Origin of the sequence: Haliscomenobacter sp. (genome assembly GCF_040403615.1) — a bacterium.
GTDB lineage: Bacteria > Bacteroidota > Bacteroidia > Chitinophagales > Saprospiraceae > Haliscomenobacter.
Genome location: NZ_JBBAKG010000046.1, coordinates 26,642 through 44,167 on the forward strand (window position 1 = coordinate 26,642; position 17,526 = coordinate 44,167).

Genomic DNA, 17,526 nt, shown 5'->3' on the forward strand with positions numbered 1-17,526 from the left:
CAATTTATGACCGCGCAAGCAATGTTAAAACCCACTGCTGCCACCGAGCGTATTTCCTCGATGGACATTATCAGAGGGGTCTCCCTGTTGGGTATTTTATTGATGAATATTACGGGTATGGGCTTGTTCAAAGCTTATGGCGATCCAACCAATTCTGGAGGAGCAACCGGTTTGAATTTGACGGTTTGGTGGATAACCAACCTATTTTTTGAAGGCACGATGCGTGGCATGTTTTCCATGTTGTTTGGAGCCGGAATTCTACTATTTATTGGTGGCAAGTCTAAATATAGCGAAGGTTCACTGGTGACCGATTTGTACTTCCGCAGATTGCTTTGGATGTTGCTTTTTGGAGTGATTCATTGCTATTTGCTGCTATGGTCAGGTGAAATATTGTACGCTTATTCCATCGTGGGGATGTTTGCTTTTAGTTTTCGACACTTGAATCCTAAACACCTGATTATTGCGGCGACTGTTCTTTTTGTTATTGCTACTGCGTTGAATGTGAAAGATGATTATCAATTGCACAAAACGGCAGCAACGGCGGCGGCAGCAAAAATCAAAAAAAGCAATGGCCAAACATTGACCAAGCTGGAAACAAAAGCCATTGAAAAATGGGATGAAAAAGTAAAAGAAGATAAGCCTTCGCCTCAACGCATCCAAGAAGAAACCAAGGAAAGAACCAAGGGCTATTTTAGTATCGTCATGTACCGTGCGCCCATCAATCAAGTCATTGAATCCTTGTATTTGTACCGTTATGATATTTGGGACATCTTGGCGATGATGCTTTTAGGGATGGCTTTTTTGAAAAATGGCATTTTGAAAGCCGCCAAATCTAATCGCTATTATTTAGTCATGGCTTTGATTGGTTATGCCATCGGAATTACCACCAATTATCTTGAAACCAGCTACATCCAGGCGCATCATTTTGATATTCTCGCCTTTTCTCGTACCTCACTTACGTATGATATAGGCCGAGTTGCCACCACTTGTGGGCATATTGCGCTCATTATGTTATTTGTCAAATCAGGTCGGTTGCTTTTTTTGCAAAAATCGCTCGCCGCAGTGGGGCAAATGGCTTTTACCAATTACATCATGCACACCCTCATCACCGATATCATTTTCTTAGGATTTGGCTTTGCGCTATTCGGCAAATTGCAGCGGTATGAGTTGTATTACATCGTTTTTGCCATTTGGACTTTTCAATTGATTGTCAGTCCAATTTGGTTAAAGTATTTCCGGTTTGGCCCCCTTGAATGGCTGTGGCGGAGTTTGACCTATTGGAAAATGCAGCCGATGAAGCGGTAGTCCTATTTCGCACGGAGATGACCAGGTTATTTTTCAATCAACAAAGGATTAAGATGCAGAGCGTAATCGCACCGATTCAAAACAACGACCGTGAAGTTTTCATGGACATACTCCGAGGTTTTGCCATTTTTGGCATCCTTATCGCCAACCTGACGGCGGGCGGCTTGGGCTGGGGGGCGAATAAAGTTGAAGCCAGCCCGTTTTTGCTCCCTGAACTGGACAAGCAACTCGACTTCTGGTACACCATTTTTATTGAAGGGAAATTCTATTCCATTTTCAGTTTATTGTTTGGTTGGGGCATTGCGCTACAAATAAAAAGAGGAATCAACAAAGGAGGCGATTCGATGCCGATTATCAGACGGCGCTTGCTTTTTATGTTGCTGCTCGGATTTGTGCATATCCTGATCTGGACGGGTGATATTGTCCTGTTTTATGCCCTGCTGGGGTTCTTGTTGCTGCCGTTTAGGCGGTTTTCGGATAAGACGCTCTTGATCACAGGTGCAGTGCTGATCCTCATGCCCATTGTGTTGTACGCTGCCAAATTGCAATGGCCTGTCTTGAATGCGCCTGCCAACATCTTGACCACAATAGGCGGAAGTGTGATCCAAAAAATAACCGGACAAAGCAACACTGCCGATTTTGGGCCTTTGTGGGCATCAACCAACTGGTGGGACATTTTAAAAGCAAATATCGGAGGTATATTTTACCGCTTCTCGTACTTGTTTTTTGTCAGCCGCATCCCGAAAGTATTCGGTATGTTCTTGATTGGCTTTGTATTGGGGCGTTCCAATTTTTACAAAAACATCACTCAAAATAGAAAAGTGGTCTATTGGGTCATTGGTTTGGGGATGCTCATTGGTTTGCCTGCCAACTATTTTTTGGCACATTTTACCCACTATTTTGGAGCTGATTATTATGACTTGAAGCGGAACGGCCTTTATCAAACCATTGCTTATGCGCTGGGCGTTGTGCCTTTGGCCTTGGCGTACGTGGGTGCTTTTATGCTATGCTTTCAAACTGGTTTTGGAAAAAAATGGATGTCCATCACTGCACCAGTTGGAAAAATGGCCTTCAGCAATTACATGACACACTCGCTGGTTTGCCAATTTGTTTTTTTGGCCGCTGGCCTGAATTATGGAGGGCTGGTTGGAACTGCTGGTTTGACCCTTTTTGGCATTGGTCTTTTCTCTTGCCAAATATTGATCAGCACCTTATGGCTTCGCTACTTTAATTATGGCCCTATGGAGTGGCTATGGCGGAGCTTGACCTATTGGAAATTGCAGCCGATGCGCAGAAAAGCTTCAGTTCCTAACATTGTTTCGACCGCGTCCTAAGTTTGCTAAACACCACTTTAAATCTTTCATTTACAACACCAAAATTCTTACCATGCAATTAAATAATTTTTTCTCATTCATGGCAACGTGTATTGCCTTATCCATTTTTACAGTCGCTTGCAATGCACCGGCAAATGATGCCGCTACAAAAGCAGCCGAAACGGTAGTTGCTCAGCCCGACATGGCGAAAATCAAAGCCGAAATAAAAGCCATTGAAGATGCTTGGGCGGCCGCTTCCAATGCAAAAGATGTCGCCACGATTGTGGGCTTTTATGCCGACGATGCGATCAGCATGAACGACGACCTACCGATGCTCGTGGGCAAAGCTGACATCCAAAAAGGCGTGGAAGCGGAGATGGCAAGACGCAAGGAAAACGCCAAGACCGTGTTTGAAACCTTGGACTTGTACGGCGACGAAAGCCGCGTGACGGAAGTCGGAAAAACCACCCAAACTGATAGCACTGGAAAGGTGATTTATACAGGCAAATACATGGCTGTCTGGGAAAAACGCAATGGTAAATGGCTAACCATCCGGGACATTAGCAACGACGATGCGAAGTAGAAACAGGTGTGTTTTACAAAAAACAATAAAATAATCTAGATTTTTTCACTAAACACAACACCACCATGTTTAAAATCAATTTTTTAGCCACATTGAGCATTTATGCCTTTTTGTTTGCCGCCTGCCAGCAAACGCCTGAACCCAAAGCGGCCACCGCAGAAGAATTGTCTCAAATGAACCGAGACTTTGTAAAGGCATTGAATGCAAAAGACGCAGTAGCCGCAGCCAACTGCTACACAGAGGACGCAACCATTCTTCCTCCCAACGAAGCTCCCGTAAAAGGACGAGCCAATATTCAAAAGTATTGGGAAGGCGCCATTGCCGCAGGCGCTTTTGACGCTGAGGTAGCCACCACCGAAACAGGCAGCAACGGCGACCTGGGTTACGAAATCGGGCGTTTGCAAATGAAGATCAAAATGCCCGATGGAACAATCGTAGTAGAAAGAGGCAAATACACCGAATTGCTCAAACGTGGCGCAGACGGCAAGTGGTTATCTACACACGGCATGTGGAATACGGATACGCTGGCATTGAAGTAAGTTTTGAGGGATGAGTTTTGAGTTAGTCACAACTCGAAACTCGTCCCTCAAAACTCAAAGTACCCTCCCCCTATTTTCTCTAATTTTCAACAATAAAAAAAGTTTTCAACATGAAAAAAATAGGCTTATTCCTCACTTTTTGCCTTTTGGCAATGCTTGCTTTTTCTCAAGGGAAAGTAGAAAGAGAAAGCATCGTTATCGGCAAAATAGACAGTGTTCAATCTACTATTTTGGGCGAAAACAGAAAGATTTGGGTGCATGTTCCTGATGGTGGTGCCAACCAAAAATATCCCGTCGTGTATGTATTGGACGGCGACGGACATTTTTCATCTGTTGTCGGTATGATTCAACAATTGAGTACCATCAATGGCAATACGATGTGTCCTAAAATGATCGTAGTGGGCATCCCCAATACCGACCGAACCAGGGATTTGACACCAACTCATATTGATGCCGACCCAGCTATGATGATGGACAGTGCCTTCTCTAAAACATCGGGCGGCGGCGAAAAATTTATTGCTTTTATCGAAAAGGAATTGATGCCGTACATCGAGGCAAAATATCCGACCGCACCTTACAAAATGCTCATTGGGCATTCATTTGGCGGTTTGGCGGTGATGCAAACTTTTACACACCACAATCATTTGTTCAACTCCTACATCTGCATTGACCCAAGTATGTGGTGGGACAAGCAAAAACTCTTGAAACAAACGCAAAAGGCTTTAGCTGAAAAGAAGTTTGAAGGGAAATCCTTGTATCTGGGCATTGCCAATACGATGGAAGATGGCATGGATATAAATAAAGTGCAAAAAGATACGTCGGAAGCAACAAAACATATCCGTTCCATCTTGGCATTGCAAGCCGCTTTTGAAAAAAACAAGCAAAATGGCTTAAAATATCGGGGTAAATACTACGCCGATGATACGCACGGTTCCGCACCACTCATTACCGAATACGATGCTTTGCGCTTCTTCTTCGATAATTTTCCTATGAAATTCGGCATGAAAGATTTTACAGATTCAACAGGTGCTTTGGCGATTAAATTTCAGAACCATTATGCCAACCTATCCAAAAAAATGGGCTTTACCATGAAGCCTGATGAAATGGAAATCAATTACATGGGCTATGATTTTCTGGGTAGAAAGCTCTATAAAACGGCTGGAAGTCTTTTCAAACTCAATGTGGATTATTACCCTGAAAGTTTCAATGTCTATGATTCCTACGCCGATTATTTAATCGCCACAGGCGATAAGGCCAATGCGATTATTCAATTGAAAAAAGCCTTAGCCATCAATGAAAATGAAGGATCGAGGAAAAAATTGACGGATTTGGAAGGGGCGAAAAAACAGGAGTAAATCTCCTTCCTGTGTTCTCAATATTCAAACTCTTTTGGCATTAAAATGCATTGCAACATGAAAAATACCATCATCTTTCTAGGTCTTTTATGGGTAACCCTTCTCCCCAGTGCGCACGCACAATTGCATCCTTTCACCAGCTATGAAATAGACAAACTCCTTTCCAATCAATACAAGGCCGACGGCACGGGCGCAGCGGTTTTGGTGGCCGAAAAAGGCAAGATCATCTATCATAAAGCCTTCGGTATGGCTGATCTGGAGCGCAACGTGCCCATGCAGCCTGATATGGTGTTCCGCGTCGGCTCCATCACCAAACAATTTACCGCCATTGCCATCCTGCAATTGATGGAACAGGGCAAATTGTCGCTGCAAGACAGCATCACGCGGTTTATTCCCGATTACCCCATGCAGGGGCATACCATCACCATCGAGCACCTGCTGACCCACACCTCAGGCATCAAGAGCTATACCGAAATGGAGGATTTTGAAAGCAACATGCGCAAGGACATGAAACCGGAGGAATTGATCGCCGTTTTCAAAAACCAACCCATGGATTTTGCGCCCGGCACCCAATGGAAGTACAACAATTCGGGCTATTTCCTACTGGGTGACATCATCGAAAAAGTGAGCGGCAAAACCTACCCGCAGTACCTCGAAGAGGTCTTTTTTAAGCCGCTCGGTATGACCAACTCCTATTACGGAAACGATACAAAAATCATCAAAAAACTTGCGGCAGCCTACCAAAAAGGTGAAAACGGCGTAGAAAATGCCGATTATATGAGCATGACCCAGCCTTATGCGGCGGGTTCCATCCAATCCACGGTGGAGGATTTGTTTCGCTGGCATCGGGCCGTACACGCCTACAAATTGGTAAAAAAAGAAACCCTCGACCTAGCTTTTACGCCCTACAAACTTAACAACGGCATAACAACGGATTACGGCTACGGCTGGTTTTTGGGCGAGGTGAAAGGCAGCCCAAGCATCGAGCACGGCGGCGGTATCAACGGTTTTTTGACGATAGAAAAATACCTGCCCAAGGAGGATGTGTTCGTGGCCGTTTTTTCCAACTGCACCTGCAACGCTCCCGATGATGCAGCCAGCCGAATAGCAGCCTTGGTGACCGAAAAACACTTCCTCTTCCAACGCCCCTACGAAATAAACCTCAACGGCAGCGGCTACGCCCTCGGCCTGCAACACGGCCATGAATTGAAAATACAGATAGAACAAGTTGTGGCGAAATGGAAAAAAAACGTGGAAAAACAAATGAACAAACCCGCTGATCTGGTGGTGCGGGAATTTTTTGAATACGCCCGCTTCGACGACGCCATCAAAAAATGGACCCCCGAACTCTACGAAGAAGTGCGCGGCATCGCCGATGGCTCCGGGCAGGCTTTCAACGACATCATGGCGCTCAACCTGCTCGACGAATTTTGGGTGTGGCAAGATGCCAAGGAAAAACACCATTGCAGCGGCATCGGTGTGCCTGCCCGCAACGGAAACCCCGCCTACATTGCCCAAAACATGGATTTGGAAGGCTACACCGACGGCTTTCAGGTGCTGCTGCACTTGGCCAAAACCGACAAAAATCCTGAACAACTCATCCTCAGTCATCCGGGCCTCATCGCGCTGAACGGTCTTAACGAAGCGGGCGTCGGAGCCTGTATGAATACCCTCATGCAACTCAAAGGCGCGCCTGTGGGTCTGCCCGTCGCCTTTGTCGTGCGTGGCATCCTCGCCAAAACCGACAAAACCGAGGTCTTGAATTTTATCCAAACTGTGCCGCACGCTTCCGGGCAAAACTACATCATCGGCATCCGCGACGAAGTGTATGATTTTGAAGCCTCGGCCAACAAAGTCGTGCGTTTTGACCCCCAAAACGCCAACGGAACGGTCTATCACACCAATCACCCCATCGCCAACGACGACCTAAAAGATTGGTACAAGGCCTCAGAAAGCGGCAACAGCGTCATCCGGCTGAATTCCGTACAGGGCCGCGTGGCCGCACTTCCCACCATCAAAGACGCCGACCTCAAAGCCGCGCTGCGCGCCAAAGACGACCCGAATAACCCCGTTTGCCGCACCTTCAGCACCTGGGGCGGCACCTTCGCCTCCGTAGTGATGACCCTCACCAGCAACCCCGAACTGCAAATCACCGCCGGCCCGCCCGACGAGTCGGAGTACTGGGAAGTGCGTTTCAGCACGGGAAAAAAGCTGGCGGTTGAGGACGGCTGGCGCATCGTGCGTGGAACCGTGGTAGATGAAGAAGGGCGCACTATGATTTGGGCGAGTGTCAGAGCCAAAGACCCGACCACCGGAACCTACACAGGCGACGTTGTAGGTTTCGATGGCGAATATTCGCTAAAGGTGCCCTTGTCTGCGCAGACATTGGAGATTGACGGCGACGGAGGGTTCGGTACTGAAATTTTTCCCCTGACTGCATCAGACACACTGAACGTCCTGTTTGCGTCTGTCAACACTTTCTACCTGCCCAAAAAGACCTTCCAGCGCACTGCGCCTATCCACGTGAGCGGCAGCATCACAGGTAAAAACATCGCAGGAGATAAATATGCTGTGCGTGTGCATCGCCCCAGTGTGCGCATCGAAGGCACGGAAACCAGGGTCTATGCTGATGCAAACGGGTATTTCGACATCACAGTGCCGCCGGGCAGCGATGTCCTTTCATTTGAAAGCGACAATTACCCTGTCCGAAAAGTGCTGCTGCCCAATTTAGACAAGGTGTATGCAAAAGTTACTTTGTGGGCCAAGCATAAGCAGAAAAAAAGGCATTGATTTCTGGATAGGAACGAGTGAAAGGTCAATTTTTGCATAAAAATATATCTGGCCAAAACTGGTCTTTTTGTACTGGTTTTGGCCAAATATAAAAAAATCTAACCAAAGCATCAAAAAAAACAAGACCATGCAACGCAGAACATTCATCAAAAACACCGCATTATCCGCCATCGCCATCAGCGCCACCGGTTTTGTCCATTTCGATGGCCAACGCTACGTGGGCGACTGCGCCACCACCTCCGATATTCTGGGGCCATTTTACCGCCCCAATAGCCCGGTGCGGAACTTACTCGCCATCAAAGGGGAAAAAGGCGACCCCATCACTTTGTTGGGAAAGGTGCTACACGACGATTGCAGCACGCCCTACAAAAAAGCCAAGATCGAACTCTGGCATTGCGACGGCAACGGGGTATACGACAACGAATCCCAGGATTTTAAATACCGAGGCACTACCTACTCCGATGATAAGGGGAATTATTCCTTCAAAACCATCTTACCCGTGCCTTATGATGCCGGTGGTGGGAATATCCGCCCGGCGCATTTCCACATGATGATTACCGCGGCGGGGTACCAGCCACTGGTGACCCAGCTCTATTTCAGTGGCGACCCCAGGTTGGCAGAAGACGACAGTTCATCTTCCCCTGCTGCAAAAAAGAGAATCTTGGAGGTCCAAAATTTAACGGGTGGCAGCAAAAAAGTGCAGTACAACATCAGCATGGCCAAAAAACTGGCGATTGAGCCAGCTTCCATGGGTCTCTTGGTGGGCAACTACATCGCTGAAAATGACCCCAGCAACAAGATGGAGCTGTTCAGAAAGGACAAACAACTCTGGATAAAAGGGGACAAAACAAATGGGATGCCCTATGGATTGAACTTTGAATTTGTGGGCGATAATACCTTCACATTTCCAGGTACAACGTTGGAGGAATACTCCGCTGTTTTTGAAATAGGTGATTACGGCAAGATCACAATGAGGGAAACCTATGCGAACGACAAAGGGGAAAAGATTGTGGTGGTTTATAAGCGGGTGATGAAATGAAAACACCAATGCGAATAATGGGTTTGGTATCTAAATGCCGAACCATTATTCGCACTAACTTATTTCAAAGCAAGCGCCAGACGGAGTGAATAAAAGCTCAAGTTTAAAAAATTGCCATTCCCACTTACCTCCTTCCTCCAAGTTGCAATTAAAGACTAGAAAATGTTCCGCTTTTAACCAAACACCACCAAGCATCACCTATGCATACCAAGCTTAAAACTTCAAAAAACCATCACCTGATTGTCCTTGTTTTGGCCATTAGTTCCTTATTGGTCGCTTGCGAAAACCAAAAATCGAACCACCAATCCCTATTGGGTTTAGGCCTGGGGATTAGCGATGCTACCGTAGTTGTATCCAACCTGGACAGCGCCAGACAGCATTACGCCGAAGACCTTGGCTTTGAAATCCCCAAGCCTGAAAAATATGAACAGGGAATCTACAAAGGATCAATTGGCTTTTCTGCTTTTTTCCCGGACATGTCGGCGCTGGAATTCATCACCCTCAAAGATTCCACGGCCAAGGCCAAACGCTCCTTCATTGGTTCTTTTTTGAAAAAGCAGGAAGGGGTTCGTTTGTATGCCCTTTCTACCTCCGCGGCAAAAAACACGTTGGATTGGCTCAACACCCGGGGATTTACCATAGATTCGGTTCAGGAAGGTCGGGGCGCAGCAGAATTGCCAAAGGGCTGGGATTGGGATGATGGCGGCCCACAATGGCGTCAGGTGAGTTTGAATCCTAAAAATCCCCCTGCCTATCTTCCTGGATTCATGGAGTACATTGGTTTGCCTTATCAGGAATATCAAAGCGAAAAAGAAGCCATCTACGCCTGGAATCGGGTGTATTCCAATCATCCCAACGGTGTGATAGGCATGGCCGCCTTGTGTATTGTAGTGGACAACCTGAAGGCTGCCTGCAAGGAATTTAAAAAAATGGGATTGACCGAACTGGCAGCACCCAAGTCTCCAGATGTAGTTCGCTTCCAAGTGTCGGCCAATCAGGAATTGCAGCTGCTTGCGCCTCAATCTCCTGGCGATTCACTTTCCAAATTTTTGAAAACCCGCGGCCCCGGCGTTTACTCCATGCGTTTTGAAGTGAAAAAATTGAAAGCCACGCGGGCGTTTTTCAGAAAGAAGCTGCCAGCCAAAGCCTTGCGCATGGGAAAATCACCCGAGCGCTTGATTGTGTTAAAAGAATACGCCCACGGTGTGCAACTCGAATTTATAGAGGAACCCAAAGCGCAGGCGCTCTTAGCCCAGCGGTACGAGATCAAGGAAGGCCAAAAACTGAATAGCGTTGCGAAAAAATACGCCTCGGGCCTGTACCAAAAGTATTGTGCCTTGTGCCATGGGAAAGACCGGGAAGGTTATATCGCCGATAACGCGCCTTCCTTACGCTCTCATTCCTTGATGTCCGTCACCAAAATTCCTGCAGCCAATTACAATTTTCTCAAGTATACCATTGCCTACGGCCGGCAAGGTACCGCCATGGCCGCTTATGCAAAAGACCAGGGCGGCCCATTGGGCGTGTTGGACATAGAACTGTTGATCACTTGGCTGCGCGAAAAAAGTGGTGTAAAAAAACCAGTTGAACTATCAACCGATCCGGTAACCGGAGATGTAGCGCTTGGAAAAAAATTGTACAACAAAACCTGTGCAACTTGCCATGGCGTGAAGGGCGAAGGTGTAAGCGCTCCTGCCTTGGGAAACCCCATGTTTTTGGCCACTGCCAGCGATGCTTTTTTGCGCTATGCCATTGCGGAAGGCCGAGACAGTACTCCCATGCGGGCATTCAAAAACGAACTTAAGAAGGAAGAGATAGATGGCCTCACGGCTTATATCCGCAGTCGCGCTTCGGGCTGGAACGCTCCTTCAGCCGCTGTGATCAAAGAACCATTGCCTAAAGATTACATCTTGAACCCTAAAGACAAGGCTCCAAAATTCACCTTGCGGGAGGGAAAATATGTACCTGCCGAACAAGTGCTCAAAGCATTGCAAGACAAATCTCGCATGGTGATCCTCGATGCACGCTCCAAAGCGGGCTGGCATCAGAGCCATATCCCGGGTGCGGTTCCGGTTCCTTATTATGAGGAGCCCGATTCCTTTATCAAAGACATGCCCAAAGACAAAACCTGGATTGTGGTGTATTGTGCTTGCCCGCACGTGGCCTCCGAGAAAGTGGTGAGTACCTTGCGGCGATTGGGTTATAAAAACACCGCCATCATTGACGAGGGCATTCTTGTTTGGACAAATCGGGGTTATCCGGTGCAGTACGGGCAGGGCGATGTGGCAAAAAAATAATAGACTTCATGGGAAAACAAATTGGTGTTTATACCTACGAAAGATATTAAGGCAGTTTTTCTAAAAAAACAGCTATAAGTCGGGGAATCCATGTGAGTTTGACACATTCCGCGACTTATAACCATTATCAAAAATCAATTTTTACAAATGAAATCAACAACATCCCTCTTAGTCCTCTGCTTTTCCGTGTTCTATTTGACTGCCCAGGATAAAGCCATGCAGGACTCCCTTTTTTTCCTGAAAGCCAAAGCAGAGTTTGTAAAATTCGAACAAGCGCATGGTCATTACATCCAGACCCCGAATGTGAAAATGCATTATCTAACTTGGGGGAAACCTACTGGAATACCCATCGTGTGGGCACATGGAACGGGCAGCAACGCACATGAAATGCTTGGACTTGCCGATTCATTGGTCAAAAAAGGATGCTATGTCATTTCAATAGATTACTACGGGCATGGATTCACGCCGATACCCGACAAGGATGTATCCCTCTATCATGTAGCAGATGACATTAAATTCTTACTCGACAACTTAAACATAAAGAAAACGGTCATTGGCGGGTGGTCACGTGGGGGCTCTGTTGCTACCGCTTTTTACGATGCATACCCAGATCGTGTGCTAGGGCTCATCCTGGAAGACGGTGGTTCAGTGGCCTGGGCAACGAATGACCATAAGGAATCAATGGATTCATTAACCGTGAAAAGAAGCAAAGAATTTGCCGAATATGAGGCATTTTATAGAATGACCTTTGCATCGGAGTTCAAAGCCAGCAAACAATGGGCAGAAGGCGAGGCTTATAACCAAAAACATATTTTTCAAACACTCGCCTCGGTGAAGAAAAATGCAATAGGGAGCTGGAGTATTAATCCTGGACTTGCTGAACTTTGTGGCGAAAATTCTGTGGAAGAATTTTTGACTTTAATGTACCGGCCTTTTGCCTCTACCAGATTGTTTGGTATCTCAACCGTATTGCTGAACCCCAAACTCATTTACAGAAACCTGGATGTCCCGATGCTGATTTTAGACCCAGTATCGGACAATGATCAGTTTGCGTTTGAAAAAGAAAATGCCAAACTTCAACAGGCGCACCCTAAAATGATCACCCACAAGGTTTACAAAGAAACTTCTCATGCTTTAAAGTATGAGCATCCTGATGTTTTTTTGACAGATGTCGCATCGTTGCTTTCGCGAGTAAAGACTTCTAAACATCAATGAAAGGAGGCCCAGGATTTAGCTATTTTCCAATCCAAGCTTTAACAACATGAACAAATCAACTTTTATAGCGATCCTTTTGCTTTCCTACTGCCAATGCTGGGGACAAAACGCCAAGGTAGATTACAAGGGTCAGCTCAAGGTCATTGACTATTGGCTAGACGCTCAAAGGGATTTTGACAGATTGCCAGGCCTGTCGGTTGCCATTGTTCAAGATCAGGAGGTCATTTTTCAAAAGGGCTATGGTTTTGCCAATGTGGCGAAGAAAATACCTATGAAGCCGGAGACCATTTGTTCCATTTGCTCCATCTCCAAGTTGTTTACTTCGGTTGCGGTCATGCAGCTTTGGGAAAAAGGGAAACTGCGGTTGGATGATTCCCTTATCACACTGCTTCCTGAATATAAAATAAACCAACAATACCCTGAATCTGTGCCGATTACTGTTCGTTCCATGTTGACGCACTCATCGGGTCTGACCAGTGACGTAGGGGAGGGGTGGAATGGGCCCAATTACATTTTTATTACAACCGAGGAATTGAAAAAGACTGTTCGGAACCTCAAAACGCTCTATCCCAGCGCTAAGTATTTTCAGTATTCCAACTTCGGCATGTCCTTGCTGGGCGAAATAGTCGCTTCCAAATCGGGTATGGCCTACAAAAACTACATCGAGGAGAATATTTTGAAGCCGCTGCAATTGGGCAATACACATCCTTATTTGCCTGAGAATGCTTGGAAAACAGGAGAAATGGCAACGGGTTATGGCGGCCTCAACCGACAAGGCGGAAGAGAAATGCTGCCTTTTTTCAAAACCAACGCCTATACTCCGGCGGCTGGGTTTTCATCCAATGTACTTGATTTGGCAAAATTTGCCTCCTGGCAATTGAGGTTGTTATCCAGCACAAAAGCAGAAGTATTAAAATCTGCTACGCTGAAAGAAATGCAGCGGATTCAATGGACAAGCTCCGATAAACAACTAACCTGGGGGCTGGGATTTTACATCCAATACCAATCCAGCGGAATTACTACGATAGGACACGATGGCGGCTGCCCCGGTTATGTTAGTTCAGTCATGATTGACCCCAAGAAAAAATTGGGTGTCACCTTGATGATCAATACCCAAAAAATTGACGTGTATAAGTATAGCGACCAAATATTCATCCTATTGAATAAGGAAATCGCTGAAGACACCACCACTAAAAACATTGACCTTTCGATGTATGAGGGAAGGTATGAAGCTTACCGCTGGGGGGAAACCATTCTAGTGCCAATTAAAGGGAAATTAATTGGGTTTGAAGTGCCTTCAAATAATCCGGCAAGCCAATTAACCGAATACAAATACATCAGAAAAGATACCTTCCGCAGGATTCGGGAGGATGATCAGACATTGGGAGAGGAATTGACATTTGAAAGATATGAAAGTGGGGAAATTAAAAACCTACGCTTATTGTATGGAAAGTGGGATAAAGTTAAGTGATCAATTTCATTGGCTACTCGGAGCCCATTTCCTACCATTCGGAAGATCAAACGCCACATTGGGAAAGACTTTTTGAATTCCTGCATCACGATGCTTACATTTAAGGGGTGTAGTAAGGCAAGTTCTATCATCAGCACTTTATCCAATGAAAATCACCATTATGACCAATCAAAAAGCTGAACAACTTGAGGAACAATACAACAACTTTGTTGAACTTATCAAGAACAACTACCCATTGGAAAAAATGTCTTTGGTGATTGTTCCAGATGTAATGGGGTACGGCGCCAACCTGGATGAAAAAATATTCAACCTTGACGAATTGTATGAAGGTTGGAGGATGCAAAAAAAGCAGTCCCTTGGATTAGATATGCAGTTTGAAATTACCCCCGTATCTCGCCGGACTTCACCTGGAGAAAACGTAGCTATTTACGTGGATGAAATAAAATATACGTTGACTGTTGAAGGTGTCAAGCATGAAAATGAGTTGCGATTAAGCACCATCTTTGAGGTTATAGAAGAAAGATGGATGTGCACACATTTCCATACCTCCTATGGGCTTGTTGTTACAAACGACGCATGGGCATTAGATGTAGCGAAAATGAAGAATGAAGAACTGCAAAAACTGGTTGACGAACGAACAATTCAGCTTCAAAATTCAATTCTTGAACTTAAATCCACCCAGGCCCAACTCATTCAATCCGAAAAACTCGCCTCCCTCGGTGAGCTCACCGCAGGCATCGCCCACGAGATTCAAAACCCACTGAATTTTGTCAATAATTTCGCGGAAGTCAGCGCGGAAATGCTAGTCGAAATGGATGCTGAACTCGACAGAGGAGACATAAACGAAGTCAAAGCCATTAGCGCCGATTTGCAACAAAACCTCAGTAAAATCAACCACCACGGCCAACGCGCGTCCGCCATCGTCAAAGGCATGCTGGAGCATTCTCGGACTGGAGACGCAATGAATCGCGTCTCTACCGATCTCAGCGCTCTGGCGGACGAATACCTGCGCCTGGCTTATCATGGCCTGCGCGCCAGGGATAGCAGTTTCAACGCCATGATGGAAACGCATTTTGATCCTGATTTACCCCTGGTTTCGGTCATTCCACAGGACATCGGGCGGGTGCTGCTCAATTTGATCAACAACGCGTTTTATGCCGTCAATGAGAAAGCCAAACTGGGAATTGAAGGATATCAACCTACTGTAACGGTAAGTTCGAGCATCGTAGGGGACAAGGTTACGATTAAGGTCCAAGACAACGGCAATGGCATCCCTCAAGCCATCCAAGACAAAATCTTCCAACCCTTTTTTACCACCAAACCTACCGGGAAAGGAACGGGTTTGGGACTGAGTTTGGCGTATGATATTGTGACGAAAGGGCATGGCGGGACTTTGAAATTAGAAAGTGAAGACGAGATAGGGACGGAGTTCATTATTCATCTCCCTTTCAAAACAAGCTTGGATTCTTGAAAAAAAAACGTAACTTTACTAACAAATACTTTTATGTCACTTACGATTCAATTGCCTTCTTCTCTTGAGCAGCGAATCCGCGACAACGCGGTGCGGCAAGGAATTCCATTGGAAAATCTCGTTGCCCAAATCTTGGCTTCTGGTATCAACAAGCTTGATTTAGACGAGGAAGAAAAAACAAGAGAAGCAGAACTCCTGCAACGAATCCGGCTTACCGTGGTACCTGAGGCAGAATTGGGCGAATACTATCGCCTATCTGTACTTCGCCAGGCAGAACAGTTGCAAGAGCTGGAATATGAGCGACTCATTAGCCTCACCCATCGCGTCGAAGCCATCCACGCAGAACGACTGAAATATGTAGCCGAACTGGCTCAGTTACGCGGTGTTCCGCTGCGACAAACCATGTCTGATCTGGGGCTCATGCACGTTGAGTCATGAAACAAAGCATTCGGGCTTCTGTCCGTACCCGTGCCAATGATTGTTGTGAATACTGCCAGGCGCAGGCCAGTTTTTCACATGACTCCTTTTCTGTAGAGCACATCATCCCTTCAAGTTTGAATGGCACCGATGATTTATCCAATCTAGCTTGGTCATGCCTTTCTTGTAACAACATCAAATATACTTCTACGACGGCCACTGATGCTGAGACGGGACAAGTGGTTCCCTTGTTCCATCCACGCGTGGATTCTTGGGCTGATCATTTCGAGTGGAGTGAAGACTTTACCTTGTTGATAGGAAAAACACCCGTCGGGCGGGCAACTATCTCCCGTTTGCAACTCAATCGTTTTGGTGTGGTCAACTACCGTCGAGTATTGGTATTGGCAGGTGAACATCCTCCTCGCTAGGAAACCCAAACTTACCATTCGGAGCATAATATCCCCCATTCGGAAGATCAAACGCCACATTGGGAAAGCCTTTTTGTATTCCTGCTTCACGATGCTTACATTTATAGGGTAACGCAGCAAGTTCCGTCATCAGCACTTTAAGCAATGAAGAAGAAAAACTTGATCCTTCCATTTTTGCTCACTTTTTCAAGCCTACTTGTGGCATCGGCACAAGAGCTAGTAAACCCGCTACCCGCTAAACTTGATAGCATCCAGGGATTATTGGATGCAGAGTCACGTAAGGATACGGTCAAAGTCAAACGTTTGAATGATTTGGCGCTCCTTTGCTTATTCGATATGCAATTTCAAAGAGGATTGCTTGCTGCCAGACAAGCCCGTCAACTATCCAAAAATCTCAATTACCCCAAAGGGGAAGGGCTTTATTTGAATTTCATGATGTTAATATCAGGTGATAGCTATGTCAATTATTATTACTTTAAAATAATTATTTTCTATGAAGTCACCAAGGAAAAAGCAGAACCCAATAAACTATTTGAACTCTTCCCCCCCCAAATAGACCCCGAAAAAGTAAATGTAAAACTCTTGGAAGCATTAAAGTATTTTGAAAAAGACAATGATAAAGAAATGATGGCACATAGTCTTGTTGCTATCAGTGCTAATTATCAAAGGCTGAACAAAATCAATGAGAGCATTCAATATGCCGACCGAGCCAGAAAGTTATTTAAGGAAATACGACAGCCAGAACTTGCTTTTATGGTATCATACAATAAGCTACTTGCACTACAAGCCAACAAAAAAATAAATGAAGCGAAAGAAGTTGAAAACGAAGTAAAGGTAATTTTGACGAATATTAAAGATGTACGAGTAAAGGCAATGTTTAATTATTTATTGAGCAACTTTTATTTATTTGATTTGAATAAACCAGCTTTGGGCTTTGAATATCTATTAAAAGCCGATTACGAACTTGAAAAAATTGGAGAGAAAGATTTGCGAATTATCATTCTGAATAGGTTGGGTTATAATTTTGACAATGTAGGATTGCATCAAAAAAGTTTGGATTGTTTTAAGAAAGCGGTTGAATTAAAAATTGAATCCAAAAAGACCGACGATATAGCAACTGACTATTTTTTAGTTGTTTTCCAGCTTATCTCCTTGAAAAAATGGGATGAAGCAAAACTGTTTTTGGAGAAAGCTAAGTCGTTTACAGATAAAATCAACAATGAACAAATGCGTGAATTTCCTAATGCACAATATCATGATTCATCAGGTCAATTATTGATGGAGGAAGGAAAATATCAAGAAG

14 protein-coding genes are annotated in these 17,526 nt (G+C 45.4%); all 14 read left to right on the plus strand.

Annotated elements, in window-relative coordinates; genetic code table 11:
• Positions 1 to 6 precede the first annotated feature (6 nt).
• Positions 7 to 1,305, plus strand: coding sequence for a DUF418 domain-containing protein (locus ABW391_RS15765; protein ID WP_353482853.1), 1,299 nt, complete (start codon positions 7 to 9; stop codon positions 1,303 to 1,305).
• 53 nt (positions 1,306 to 1,358) lie between these two features.
• Complete coding sequence (locus ABW391_RS15770; protein WP_353482854.1) at positions 1,359 to 2,639, plus strand: DUF418 domain-containing protein; 1,281 nt, start codon at positions 1,359 to 1,361, stop codon at positions 2,637 to 2,639.
• 52 nt (positions 2,640 to 2,691) lie between these two features.
• Positions 2,692 to 3,201, plus strand: a complete 510-nt coding sequence (locus ABW391_RS15775; RefSeq protein WP_353482855.1) for a YybH family protein — start codon at positions 2,692 to 2,694, stop codon at positions 3,199 to 3,201.
• 65 nt (positions 3,202 to 3,266) lie between these two features.
• Positions 3,267 to 3,740: a YybH family protein gene (locus ABW391_RS15780; protein ID WP_353482856.1), complete on the plus strand. Its 474-nt coding sequence runs from the start codon at positions 3,267 to 3,269 to the stop codon at positions 3,738 to 3,740.
• Positions 3,741 to 3,850: 110 nt separating this feature from the next.
• Entirely contained in the window at positions 3,851 to 5,095 is a 1,245-nt protein-coding gene (locus ABW391_RS15785; RefSeq protein ID WP_353482857.1) for an alpha/beta hydrolase-fold protein, read from the plus strand.
• A 57-nt stretch (positions 5,096 to 5,152) separates the two neighbouring features.
• Positions 5,153 to 7,885 carry a C45 family autoproteolytic acyltransferase/hydrolase gene (locus ABW391_RS15790; RefSeq protein WP_353482858.1) on the plus strand — a complete coding sequence of 911 codons (2,733 nt, stop codon included), beginning with the start codon at positions 5,153 to 5,155 and terminating at the stop codon, positions 7,883 to 7,885.
• Between the two features lie 127 nt (positions 7,886 to 8,012).
• Complete coding sequence (locus tag ABW391_RS15795) at positions 8,013 to 8,924, plus strand: dioxygenase family protein (RefSeq protein WP_353482859.1); 912 nt, start codon at positions 8,013 to 8,015, stop codon at positions 8,922 to 8,924.
• Between the two features lie 200 nt (positions 8,925 to 9,124).
• Complete coding sequence (locus ABW391_RS15800) at positions 9,125 to 11,221, plus strand: c-type cytochrome (protein ID WP_353482860.1); 2,097 nt, start codon at positions 9,125 to 9,127, stop codon at positions 11,219 to 11,221.
• A 147-nt stretch (positions 11,222 to 11,368) separates the two neighbouring features.
• On the plus strand, positions 11,369 to 12,436 hold the full coding sequence (locus ABW391_RS15805; protein WP_353482861.1) for an alpha/beta fold hydrolase: 1,068 nt from the start codon (positions 11,369 to 11,371) through the stop codon (positions 12,434 to 12,436).
• Between the two features lie 46 nt (positions 12,437 to 12,482).
• Positions 12,483 to 13,907: a serine hydrolase domain-containing protein gene (locus ABW391_RS15810; RefSeq protein WP_353482862.1), complete on the plus strand. Its 1,425-nt coding sequence runs from the start codon at positions 12,483 to 12,485 to the stop codon at positions 13,905 to 13,907.
• Positions 13,908 to 14,052: 145 nt separating this feature from the next.
• Positions 14,053 to 15,378, plus strand: a complete 1,326-nt coding sequence (locus ABW391_RS15815) for an ATP-binding protein (protein ID WP_353482863.1) — start codon at positions 14,053 to 14,055, stop codon at positions 15,376 to 15,378.
• A 33-nt stretch (positions 15,379 to 15,411) separates the two neighbouring features.
• Positions 15,412 to 15,816, plus strand: a complete 405-nt coding sequence (locus ABW391_RS15820; protein WP_353482864.1) for a hypothetical protein — start codon at positions 15,412 to 15,414, stop codon at positions 15,814 to 15,816.
• Positions 15,813 to 16,223, plus strand: coding sequence for an HNH endonuclease (locus ABW391_RS15825; RefSeq protein WP_353482865.1), 411 nt, complete (start codon positions 15,813 to 15,815; stop codon positions 16,221 to 16,223). Before ABW391_RS15820 ends, ABW391_RS15825 begins: the two co-directional genes overlap by 4 nt.
• A 144-nt stretch (positions 16,224 to 16,367) precedes the next feature.
• On the plus strand, positions 16,368 to 17,526 hold a 1,159-nt coding region (locus tag ABW391_RS15830), incomplete at its 3' end, for a hypothetical protein (protein WP_353482866.1).